This is a genomic window from Paenibacillus sp. 01T422 (assembly GCF_056398785.1).
Window position 1 is genome coordinate 1 of sequence record NZ_JBFTQB010000057.1, and the last position, 13234, is coordinate 13234.

At 45.8% G+C, this 13234-nt stretch carries 5 protein-coding genes; 3 read left to right on the forward strand and 2 right to left on the reverse strand.

All coding sequences use genetic code 11. The features are described from left to right. Together AC1DUA_RS05305 and AC1DUA_RS05310 are read left to right on the forward strand one after the other, a co-directional pair. Positions 1-2227, forward strand: a 2227-nt coding sequence (locus AC1DUA_RS05305) for a glycosyl hydrolase family 95 catalytic domain-containing protein (protein WP_477498725.1), incomplete at its 5' end; no start/stop codon positions are given. Between the two features lie 299 nt (positions 2228-2526). Beyond that, positions 2527-6540, forward strand: a complete 4014-nt coding sequence (locus AC1DUA_RS05310; protein ID WP_477498726.1) for a discoidin domain-containing protein — start codon at positions 2527-2529, stop codon at positions 6538-6540. Between the two features lie 630 nt (positions 6541-7170). Here AC1DUA_RS05310 and trhO read toward each other — a convergent pair. Together trhO and AC1DUA_RS05320 are read right to left on the reverse strand one after the other, a co-directional pair. Further along, positions 7171-8076, reverse strand: coding sequence for an oxygen-dependent tRNA uridine(34) hydroxylase TrhO (gene trhO / locus AC1DUA_RS05315; protein WP_477498727.1), 906 nt, complete (start codon positions 8074-8076; stop codon positions 7171-7173). Positions 8077-8160: 84 nt separating this feature from the next. Further along, positions 8161-11919, reverse strand: a complete 3759-nt coding sequence (locus AC1DUA_RS05320; protein ID WP_477498728.1) for a response regulator — start codon at positions 11917-11919, stop codon at positions 8161-8163. A gap of 162 nt (positions 11920-12081) precedes the next feature. Here AC1DUA_RS05320 and AC1DUA_RS05325 point away from each other — a divergent pair. Then, positions 12082-13234 (forward strand): methyl-accepting chemotaxis protein (locus tag AC1DUA_RS05325; RefSeq protein ID WP_477498729.1); only part of this gene is annotated, 1153 nt, incomplete at its 3' end.

Sequence of the window (13234 nt, forward strand, 5' to 3'; positions counted from 1 at the left end):
GGTATATACAACGACACCTGTAAACCCTCTATATGAGACGCTTCATTTTCCCAAAGATATGACCTCCGCGCGCATCGTAGATATTAATTTGTACAATAACGACGTCAATGTCATTAATCCGCCCAGAGTGGATGACGGGAGATTCTCGCACGAGCGTGATATTTTGAATGCCGAAATTCGCAGTAAAATGAAGTATAACAATAATTCGGTCAGCTACCAGACCTGGACGGCAGACGACCAGAATGCGATGTTTACGAACGTAACCCTAGACAGCGCTGCTGCCGGTCCGCAAAGAGTGAAAATCCAACTGACGAGTCCGGAGCTTGCCGGAGTGACGAAAACGGTGGGAACCGACGGCAATGCCATCTGGTTGACAAGGTATGACGAAACAGGATTTGTGTTCCGGGGAGCGACAGCAACCAAAGTGATCACGGGCAACTATATGATGGGAGCGGACAACACTATTGTGTTGACACTGAATCCAGGTGAGACGGCGAAGATCGCTACTGTGCTGTATACGCACAGCGGACTGAAATCGCCAAAAGGAACTGGCTCCATCCTCGTCACCAAGGATATAACGACTGTGAAAAATATCGCTTTACAGAAATTAAATGCCATAACGGAAGCGTCAATCAATACAGCCCGTACCTACCACCTGAACTGGTGGAAAAGTTATTGGTTGAAATCGTATGTGAAACTAGCCGACCCGATCATACAGGATTATTATTTCACAAGTCTTTATGTTCTGGGCAGTGGTATTCGTCAAACGCCCGATTGGGCGGAGCACCCGAATGTTGTCGGAGGTTTGACCGGCTTGTTCGTTTCGAATGATAATTCAGCAGCCGACGGAAATGCCGTTTTGAACTATAACTATGAAGCGCCATTCTATGGCGTGCATTCCAGTAACCGCTCGGATATGATGCAACCTTATTACGCAGATGTCGTAAATGGTTTAAGTTCCTGGCAACATGAAACGGCTGATAGAGGATATCAGGGCGTTCAGACAGGCAGACAACATCAACAAATTGGAGCTTTCTACGGTATGATGGCGCCCCATCCGGTTGCAAGCGTAAAAAATCCCCGACTTTCCAGCGACCAAAAGACAAATGTGCTTCTATATACGCGGGCCATGCTGTGGGATTGGCAGTACAACCGAAATGACGAAGATCTGAGAAGATTTATCTATCCTTCCATTAAACAGACCATACAGTTCTACACTGATTTTGTGGTTTTAAGACAAGGTGGAAAATACTGGGTGGAAAATAGCGCAAATAACGAAGGTGGATTTAACATTAATGCGTCCATGGACATGGGCTATATCCGAACCACATTTACAAGTTTTATTGAAATGGCGCAGCGCTTAAATGTTGATGCTGATTTGGTTGCCAGATGTCAAGAGATCCTTGCCAATCTGTCTCCGATTCCGACAAGCACGAACAACCCGACGACAGTTAGCAACTTAGCCCAGCTTGGCTTTAGCAATGACAAGGAGATTTTTGTAGGCGGCGTTGAGACCACCAACGCGATTCAGGTTAGAGTATATGATTTGCCGTGGGCAGCCTATATCTCGAGCAACAACCAGCCTGTTGTCCTGGAAGGCTCCGTTCACCCGAGTGAGCTGATCAACATCGGTTCGGACCCTGCCTTGCTTCAGATTGCCAAGGATACAGTCGAATACGGCGACTATCTAAATCCGCATACGAATGGCGGTGTAGCAAATGGCTTCCCGAAATCGTACACCATTGCAGCAAGACTAGGTTATAATGCCGATAAATTAACGGATATACTCCATAGAAACCTGAGTATGGATGTATATAGTAATTACTACTTTCAGCCAGAAAATTTCGAAACTACTGGTACGCTGGAAAGTATCAACAGCATGCTGCTGCAGAACGAGTTGACCGACTTAACTGGCGGAACACGTGAAATGCGCCTGTTCCCGGCGTGGAGCAAAAACTACGATGCCAAATTCGTCACATTGCGTGCGAAAAATGCCTTCCGGGTGTCCAGCGAATTGAAAGACGGAAAAGTACTGTCGGCCGAAATCATCAGCGATGCGGGCAATCCTGTCACCTTGGTGTCCCCGTGGGCGAATGGCCTTGTTGTACAAGACAGGAACGGTAATACGGTTACTGCAACACAAGGGACTACACGTCATACGAATGAGGTTACCTATACATTCAACACCGTTGTTAATGGCGTGTATACGATCACGGAAGCTAACTAGTTTTTGAATACAAAACTGCCGCTATCCAGCCTTATGGCTAGGTAGCGGTATTTTTCGTGGGAGAAAGGTGCATTTATTCCCAATTTTGCAAAAAAGTACAGGCTGCCGGAAGTTAATAAAGAAAATGAGCAGTATACTTGATCTAAGTTTCGTCTGTATAGTTAGCTTGCAATGCTATTTAAAGAATAAATAATGGAAGGAGGCAACTTGGCAACAGTGATGTCGTTAATGCTTCTTTGGCTTTTGACTGGTTGAGGGACTTGAGGTCAACTTCAGCAAACCAAACTAGGAGGTATTTTATGGGTAAAAGTCATCGATTTATGAATCGGATCTTTAGGAAAATGGTTGCCGGTGTATTGGCAGCAAGCATGTTCGCAACGATGCAAGTGACTTTCGTGTCGGCATCGCCCAATGAGCAATCATTGACGAAATTACCGGGCGTTGTGGTTACGGCGAGCAGTGAGTGGAATGGCATGAAAGCGATCAGAACGATAGATGGAAGCGTCTTCGGAGATGCYAATACCTGGACATCCCACCAYAATGTAAGSCCGCATTGGYTRAARATTCARCTTCCGTCWAACCAAACAATATCCAAGTATGTTCTTCACCATTATGGGGTATTTGGAAACAAAAATTTGAATCCTGTGAGCTTTAATGTAAGCGTTAGCTTGGATGATGTGAATTGGACGCAAGTCGATCAGGTGGATAAAAATATTTATGATGTCACACAGCGTACGCTTGCAGCGCCTGTAACTGCCCGGTATATTAAGGTCGATTATATCACCCCTGAGCAACCCTTAGGGCAAGCTGCAGGAGCTATGGAAGCCCGTCTGGCTGAAATTGAGCTGTTTAGCAGCAGCGATGCGGTAAGCAGTCTGTACAATCCTGTTCCGGTTATAACTTTGAACGATCGGACGGTTGGCTACACAGGTGATCCGGTCAATTGGTATGTGGACGGCGCAACCACTCCGATTGCCTACAAAGGAGGTGCTGATTATACGCAAATCCCTTTTAAGTATCTGTACAAGAGGCATGGTGTCACGGAAGCTTTCACGGAAATAGCTCCATTCCAAATCGGCCAGTATGATGTCAAAGCACTATTTGATGGGAATGACACATATAGCAGTGCTTCAAGCAATGTATCACTTCTCACCATAACCAAAGCCACAGTTAACCTCTCTCTTGAGAGTAAGTCCTTCACTTATACAGGAATTAACGTGCCGACGTCAGGCGCCGTTTCCTACCCAATTAAAGTACCTTATATTTACAGATATAAAGCTCTTACGCCTGGAGCGACATGGCGGAATGCAGCACCGATAGAGGTTGGCACCTATAAGGTGAAAGCTGTATTTAATGGAAATGACGTTGCCCTCCCTGCGGAAAGCAACGAAACGACGATGACGATTGTTCCAGCCTCCCCCACAACGAATTGGACGGAAGTAAGTACACTCTTAGCCGGACTTACGGCCAAACAAACGAGCGAAGTGGATACGGGCATAAACAACAAGTATACGAATACGGGCATGCTGATGGGAAATGGAACATTTGGTGTTGTTTCTGATGCCAAAAGAAATCAGCAAAGCTACTTCCTGGCTAGCGGCGATGCCTGGGGCGCTGGGAAAATTATGAATGCTCAGGTGACATTTGCAAACGGAGATCCCCTTACTCCAGCCCCTCCGAAAACTCCACCCCCTTTTACATTCAGCTCATCGAATACAAAAGCAGATAATGAGGCGAATCCACAAAACTACAGTCCAGCCTATGCCTTCGATTCAAATGAGGGAACGGAGTGGATATCTTATACGCAAAAAGTTTCACAAACAACAGGATTACCTCGCCCTTTGGAAAAGTGGGTTAGTGTGCAAGGAAAAGATCCATTTACTTTTAACAAGATTGAAATCAAGCATCATAGTGTTCTTTTTCCTGAAGAGGCGAAGTATAACCTTTATAACTATGACATCCAAACTTCCAATAATGGAACGACTTGGACGACGATCAAAAGTGTTACTGGCAGTGTATATTCGTCGGTCTACTCAAATACGTTTGATTTTGCAACGCCGATCACAACCAAATACTTGCGGGTAGACACCACGACACCTGTGAATCCACAATATGCAACACTGCATTTCCCGAACGATATGACTTCTGCGCGCATTACGGATATTAATGTGTATAATAACGGTGCGAATGTGATTAATCCCCCTCCACCAGCGGATAACGGGCGTTTCTCGCACGAACGCGATATTCTCAATGCTGAAATCCGCAGCAAAATGGAGTATAACAGCAATTTGGTCAGTTACCAGACTTGGGTAGCCGATGACCAGAATGCCATGTTTACGAATGTTACTTTGGACAGCAGCGCTGCTGGGCCACAAAATGTCAAAATCCAGTTGTCGAGTCCAACAACGAGTGGAATCACCGATGTAACGGGAACCGACGGCAATGCGATTTGGTTGACCCGAGATAATGAGAAAGGATTTGTTTTCCGGGGAGCAACGGCAACCAAAGTCATCGATGGCAACTATGTCATGGGAGCGGGCAACGTGATTGTGTTGACGCTCACTCCTGGAGAGAACGCGAAAATAGCTACCGTGTTGTATACGCACAGCGGTTTGAAAGAGAAGGAAGGAACAGGTTCCATCCTGGTTACCAAAGATATAACGACCGTCAAAAATATCGCTGTTCAGAAATTAAATGCCATCACGCAAGCATCCATCAATACTTCTCGTACCTATCATTTAAACTGGTGGAAAAACTACTGGCTGAAATCGTATGTGAAATTAGCCGACCCGGTCATACAGAATTACTACTTCACTACACTGTACACGCTGGGCGCAGCTATTCGTCAGACACCAGATTGGGCTGAACATCCGAATGTGGTAGGCGGCTTGAGCGGTCTATTCAATACCAATGATGATACGGCAGCACTAGGTCGAGCTGTTACGAACTATAACTATGAGGCCCCCTTCTATGGTGTGCATTCCAGCAACAGGACGGATATGCTTCAGCCCTATTTCGCTGATGCTGTGAACGCCTTGAGCTTCTGGCAGCATGAGACAGCAGATCGAGGGTATCAAGGTGTACAAATGGGCCGACAGCACATTCAGTTAAGCGCATTCTACGGGGTTATGGATCCGCATCCGATTTCAACTGAGAAGAACCCCAGATTGTCCAGTGACCAGAAGACGAATGTTCTTCTATACACGCGGGCATTGCTGTGGGCTTGGCAGTACAACAGAAATGAAGAAGATCTGAAGAGATTTATTTATCCTGCAATTAAACAGACGATACAGTTTTACGTTGATTTTGTAGTTAAAAAAGAAGACGGGAAGTATTGGGTTCTCGATAGCGCCAATAACGAAGGAGGATATAATGTCAACGCCTCCATGGACATGGGCTACATCCGATCGACATTCAGAGACTATATGGAAATGGCGCAGCGTTTGAATGTAGATGCGGATTTGGTTGCCAAATGCCAAGAGATCCTTGCCGATCTGTCTCCGATTCCGACAAGCACGAACAACCCTACTACTGTAAGCAATTTAGCTGCACTTGGCTTCTCCAACAACAAGGAAATTTTTGTAGGCGGTATTGAGAGCAGTAATCCTATTCAGGTGAAATACTACGATCTTCCTTATGCTGCCTATATCTCGAACAACAACCAACCGGTTGTTATGGAAGGCTCCGTTCATCCGAGTGAATTGATCAATATCGGCTCGGACCCTGCGCTTCTCCAGGTCGCCAAGAATACCTTCGAATATGGGGATTATTTAAATCCACATTTCAATGGCGGTACGCTCAATGGTTTCCCGAAATCCTATACGATTGCGGCAAGAATAGGGGTTGACGCTGATCTTTTGATGGAGCGGCTCCATAAAAATTTAAACATGATATACAACAGCAAGAAATTTTTTGACAGTGGTGCATCTTATGAAAATAGCGGTGCGCTGGAAAGTGTCAACAGTATGCTGCTGCAAAATGAACTGAACGCCATCACAGGCGGAACGTTCGAAATGCGCCTATTCCCATCGTGGAGCAAAAAAGTGGATGCCAAATTTGTCACTTTACGTGCGAAAAACGCGTTCCGGGTATCCAGTGAATTGAAAAATGGCAAGGTACTGTCAGCTGAAATCATCAGCGACGCTGGTAACGCGTTAACCTTGGTATCTCCATGGGCGAATGGCCTTGTGGTAAAAGACAAGAACGGTAATACAGTAACTGCCACACAGGGTACTACGCGTAATACAAATGAGGTTACCTATACATTCAATACTGTTGTTAATGGTGTGTATACGATCACAGAGTCTAACTAGGGTTTGAATTAAAATACCGCTATCTCATCTTTCCTGCGAGATAGCGGTATTTTTATGATGATGTGCTCAAGCCTTGCTGCGTAATGATTTTTCTGATTATCGAGAAAAAAGTACAGTTCGAGAACAAGCAAGAACCTAAAAAGTACGGTCACTCCAACAAGTAAAAATAAAATGAACAGTTTACCATTTTTCAATGTGTAATTTACATTTAGGGTGTTAATCGAGTTTGAAAAGTAATGAATATGAAGGGGGTTCCGATCTGAGTATGACACAAAGTGATCAGCTTTTATTTGAACTTATGAAAAATGAGCTCTATACCCCGGTCATCGGAGATATATTGGACGAGCTAGGAAGGTAATCACCAATTTCTTTCACCAAGCATTCAACCGATGAAAGAACATATGACGCTAGCTGGGCGAGCTATGCCGGCGTTAATGATTCGCAATGCCACGAAAGTGTTTAAGGCGTTAGTTGAGCTTTAATAGATAGATCTGAAGTAAAGGTTTGCCCAACAAGCAAGAACAGGATTTCCAACCTCTGCCCCTACTTCCCTTCCAATGCCGAATCCCCTCGGCACAATAAAGAACCTAGCGGAGATCTGCGATCTCCCGCTAGGTTCATCTTATCTTATTAAGCCTCAAGCGAGCTAAGTGTCTTCTCTTCGCATTCCTTGGAGCAGAAGCTGTTATGCTCCTCTTCGCAATCCTCGCAGCATACATGCTTCAGGTGACATAAATCGTTCGCACAGTTGATGTAGCGATCCTCAGGTTTGCCGCAATGGTAGCATTTACCTACGATGATATCCTCGTCCGTCCGGTTGATAGGAACCGAAATTCGCTCATCGAACACGTAACATTTACCGTCAAAAAGGCGTCCCTTCACGTCTTCATCTTTCCCGTAGGTGACAATGCCACCATCCAGTTGATAAACCTCTGTGAAGCCTTCCTGAATAAGAAAGCCGGACAACTTCTCACAACGGATACCGCCTGTGCAGTAAGTGAGAATCGGCTTGTCTTTAAATTCATGGAGATTATTACGAATCCATTCTGGGAATTCGCGTGTCGTTTCTACCTCGGGGCGAATAGCGCCGCGGAAGTGACCGATTTCGTACTCGTAATGGTTACGTCCATCAAGGACGATAACGTCATCTTGTTGAAGTTTTTCGTAGAAATCCTTAGGCTTCAAATGTGTGCCTGTCAGCTCATTCGGATTCACATCTTCTTCGAGACGGAAGGTTACGAGCTCCTTTTTAGGACGAACGAACAGCTTTTTGAAGGCATGTTCTTCACTCTCATCAATCTTGTAGACCATATCTTTAAAAAGAGGCATTTGGTTCATCATGGCCATGTAGGCGTCGGTTTGTTCCACGGTTCCAGACAGGGTACCGTTGATGCCTTCAGGGGCGATCAGGATGCGGCCTTTGACGCCGAGCTTTTTGCAATAAGCCAAATGCTCTTGAGCTAATGCTTCATGATCTATCACATTAACGAATTTATAATACAACAAAATGCGGTATGGAGCGCTTTGTACTGTCATGATATTAAACCACCTATACGTATAAAATACATGCTCCTAGTAGCAGGAGCCCTAAGCATATAGTGACATAAAACCGTACATTTTTCAATCAAGCAGCAATTTTTGGATGGTGTGGAAAACCTCCTCCAAAGCAATCGCTAGGGATTGCAGCTGGTTTTGGATCAGGATCGTTTTTGATCCATCCAGAGGAGTGGACGGCTTCAGCGTCTCTTCGAGCGCTGTTGCCGCGGCATACACGCGATTGGCTGACAGGTTGCTTGATGAACCGCGCAGTGTATGCAGTAGATGTAAGGCCTCTTCATATTTGATTTGTTGAATGTCTGTAGTTAGCTGATCAATCACGTCTCTGGACTGCGCATGGAATTTCCGTAGCATTTGGTGATAAATTTCGGTTTTACCAAGCAGCCGTTCCAGAGCTTCCTCCGTATCCAGGCCAGGCGCGGCCATCTTCCCACTCAARCTCAGGCTGGTACTCACGGCGGCGAACAAGCGGTCAGGAATGATCGGCTTGGAGATCACTTCATTCATACCAGCGCGAATACAAGCTAGTCGCTTCTCTAAGGTAGAGTCTGCGGTGACGGCAATGATTGGAATATTCTTCCATTTGGGTTGAAGCCGAATACGCTTAGCGGTCTCAATTCCGTCAAGATCAGGCATATAGATATCCATCAGGATTAGTTGGTAATCGGAGGTTTCTAGATGCTGTAAGGCTTCAAAACCATTAGAAGCTACTTGAACGACGCCATTCATACTTTCCAAAAGGGAACGAGCCACGGTTTGATTGATATCATTATCTTCAACAAGCAGGATTCGTGGAAAGGATGGCCAAGCTTCTTTACTTTCAGGCTTCCCGGCATGAGAAGCCTGCTCGAAAGCATCCGAAGCAAAGCTGCCTGTAATATTTTGCAGGGTTTGATACAGAACGCTCCGGGAAACCGGCTTGACCAAGATCGCATGCGGTGCAGCCTGCACAGGTAATTGCTCCAAGGCATCCCGGCCTGGCAAGGTCGTATAAATGATCGTCTTCAAGTTGTTCCGGTTACATGTCTCCAGCATGTCTAACCATACTTCTTCCCCGTACATGTCAAAAGCCTCCATGTCGAGCAGAACTATATCCAGTGGAATGAGATCGACAGCTTTCCTCGCTTCCTTCCATGAATAGACACCTGCTGCTTCCGAACACATGGATTGCAGCGTTTGCAGAAGCACGCGGTGCAGCTCAGGGTGATCTTCTACGAGGAAAGCACGCAGCCGGAAGCGGGTCTGTGACTTCGTCGTTTGCAAGGTTAAAGCAAAAGGTATGTTGACGCGGAACACACTGCCCACATGAGGTTGGCTTGAGGCTTCAATCGTGCCGCCCATGTTATCAATAATGCTTTTGGAAATGACAAGTCCAAGCCCTGTCCCTCCGAATTTACGGCTCGTTACTTCATCAGCCTGAACGAAAGGCTGGAACAGCTTGGCGAGTTGTTCATCAGTCATTCCAATCCCTGTATCGCTGATCGTGAAGCAAATAGACACTTTGTCATCCTGAAGCTCCTGGGCATGAACGCGCAGCGTGACGGTTCCTTGTTCTGTGAATTTAATAGCGTTGCTGGTTAAATTGAGCAGCACCTGATACAGCCGCAAGGAATCGCCAATGAGGCCAAGAGGCACTTGCTCGTCGATATCACAAATAAAATCGACTGGCTTATGGCCGAGCAGCACGCTAAGCGTCTCGCAGACACGATCGATCGTATCATCCAGCAGGAAGGCATGATGCTCAATGGCCAGCTTGTCCACCTCCAGCTTGGAGAAGTCCAGAATATCGCTGATGATTTGCGACAAGGAGAGCGAGGATTTTGTGATTTTGGACATATAATCCTTCTGCAGCGGAGTCATTGCCGTTCGTTCCATCAAGTAGGACAACCCGACGATGCCATTGAGTGGTGTTCGAATTTCATGACTCATCCGCGCAAGGAATATACCCTTGGTCAGGTTGGCATCGTCAGCTTCCTGCTTCGCCAGGATCAGCTCATCTTTCGCCTGCAGCTGATCTGTAATATCCCGCGAAATGGCGGAGAAATAGCGTTMTCCTTTTTCAGCTGGCGTATGGGGAACGACCGTAACGGAGATGAAGATCCGGCGCTGCTCTTTCGTTAACGCTTCAGCCTCGAATTCCCAGAATCCTTCGCTTATCGCGGTAAGAAGCCCCTCTTCGAGATTAACATCACTTCTTATATCCACGTAATCGTTGAAATGATATTTCGCCGTTTTTTCATTCTCTAAGCCAATTAAATTTTTACCCGCTTGATTCATATAGAAAATGTAGCCCATCTGATCAAAAGAAAGGATGGCATCGCGGGCGCTTTCCACAATCGTAAGCAGCCGCATCTTCGTCTCATTGCTTTCTTTAATGTCGCTGATGTCGCGGGCAATGAAGACGTAGCCTTTGAGATCGCCCCCCGGATGCGTAATAGCGCTGACACTCAATTGGACGAAGAGGCGGGTTCCGTCGCTATGATGCCAGATCCACTCGCTATCTTCTTTCAGATGGCGAAGCGTGCGGATCACGAGTGCTGTGCAATCGGCAGGCACGAATTCCCCGAGTTCAATCGTGTATTTGGCTGCTCGTTCAACTAACTGGTCATGATTCAACCATATCAGCGGGGTAGCTTTTTTGTGCACGTCTGTGAATGTATAGCCCAGGAGCTCGGTCGCCCGGCGGTTCAGGTGATTGATTGTAAAATGTGGATCGGTAACGATCATCGCATATTGATTGTGCTGAATAAAAGCTTCAAATGGTTCAAAAAGCTCACGCAGATTTTCGATCATGCCATTCACGGAATGCGCAAGAGCGCCAAGCTCATCCTTGCTTTTGAACATCAGCGGCTTGATGTAGAAATCGCCGGCAGCCACAGATTCCGTGACACGWAGGATTTGTTGAATCCGTGAAATGATGAGCGAGTTCGCTGTTAAGCGAATTAGCAGGAACAAGATTGCGGCGGTTCCAACGATTAGTCCTACCGTCCACCAAAGCAGTGAACTGGCTGGTTCTTGGAATACAGCAACAGGCATGGAATAACCGAGATGCCAGTTTAAATTAGGCACACGGGCATAGAACCATTGTGCTCTTTGACCATTATCCAAATATTGGTCCAAATAACCAGCATCCTGTTGGAAGGCATCATCTAAAATAAAAGTCAGTGAAGGGTTAGTGGTGAAAATATTCTGTTTCAAAATTTTGCTGGCATCCGTATGGTACAAAATGGTTCCCTCATGGTTAACAATGACAGTCTGAACCCCTTTAAGGGGGGGATAAAGATGATCGCGGAAGGTAGCTTCTGCGTCTAGTGAAATATCCACGATACTTGTTACTTCTCTGTCTTCATTCCAAACAGGAGCAGTAATGGTAATGATATATTTGCCTGAATTTTCACCGATATAGGGGTCTGAAATGTATGTTTTGCCGAGTAAAGCCTCTTCAAACCTCCGCTCACCCTTAATATTCATCCTTTGACCCGTGGTAAGAAGGAGATTCCCGTCTGGATCCACGACGCCCATTGCCAGAAAGCGGTTGTTCCCTGTCTGCAGCTCTTGGGTTAGGTAGGCCAGCCGTTCCTGAACAGTTCCACGCTTCATGACGCTAACTCGACTTACCATCTCAACTTCGGCTAGGCGAATGGATAGGAAGTCATATAAATTTTGCGCAGAATTGGTGACAGAAGAGATGGATTGAGCTTTTATTTRCCCAATTAATTTATCTTTCGAAAGTTTATAATTCGTGAAGCCTACAACAGTTAATGAAATCGTAGTGATTAGAACAAGAAGAGTAACTAGCTTGAATCGTAAAGAAAGTGACATCAGAAGCCTCCAAGAATCGTCAAAATGTTAGGAAAACTTACAATTTAATAAGTGGATTACGTAATTCATTTAACGTATTCCATTTATGATCGTAGGTAACAGGATGATTTGAGTATACATCATTGTTGGATCATTCATTCATTACTTGGAGGGATTTCATTCATGCGTTTTACTGTAAAATCGAAAATGATGATTGTATTTGCCATTATTTTTCTCATGGTCGGAGGGTTAAGTTTAACCGATATGACGCGGATGGGCGTGCTGAAAGACAACAGTGCAGATATGGCTACGAATTGGATGATGGGTGTGCAAGTTATCGATGAGATTCATTTTAACTCGGAGCATATATTAACACTCTTCTATCAGAAAAAACTAGAGCCTGATGCGAAAAAACATGAACCCTTAGATGCAGGAATTGCTCAAGCGATGACAGGAATCGACAAATTGTTAGAAAACTATAAGGAAAGTCTTTCTGGGGACGAAGATACTGGAAAATTCAATGAACTTAACAAAAGTTGGGAAGAGTTCAAGGCGGCCTTCCTGATCAATAAACAACTTTCCGCTGATCCAACGAAAACGAAGGAAGCTGCTGAGAGCCTTCAGGCGCTGTCAACCGCATTTGGCAAAGCGCAAAAAACGATGGCGGAGATGGTCACTTTTAACCAGGACGGCGGAAAGCTGGCTGATCTTGAGAATAAGAACCTGTATCAAAAAAGCGTCATGATCTCGCTAATTGTACTAGGTACAATGATCGTCTTCATGCTGGTTGCTTGTTACATGCTCGTTAGCAACATCTCCACACCTGTCCGCAGAACGTCGCAGGCTTTAAACCGCATTGCAAGCGGCGATCTAACGGTGGAGCCGATTAGGGTGAAAAATAAGGACGAAATCGGCGACTTGGCAAACTCCGTGAATCAAATGGTCGAACACCTGCGCGATTCGGTGCATCACATGCTGCAAGCTGCAGGAAGTGTAGCAGCATCCTCACAGCAGTTGTTTGCCAGCTCGGAGCARAATACGTCCGCTTCCCAGCACGTGGCAACAGCTGTACAGGATTTTGCAAATGGTGCGGATATCCAAGCACAAAGCTCGATGGAGTGCGGCAGAGCCATGGAAGAGATGTCGGTTGGTATAGGGCGGATCGCGGAGATAACCTCTGATGTTTCGGAACTTTCCATTTCCGCTACGCAAATGGCGGAGCAAGGCACACACGCTATGGAGCGGGTAGTTAATAAAATGCAAGCTGTCAGCCATTCGGTTGATTCGGCGAATCAGGTCATTCAACAGCTGGAGAAACATTCCCAGAGCATTGGGC

Bases quoted from the DNA above. Each gene is read 5' to 3' on its own strand.
- trhO (WP_477498727.1), bottom strand. From the start codon at position 8,076: ATGACAGTACAAAGCGCTCCATACCGCATTTTGTTGTATTATAAATTC.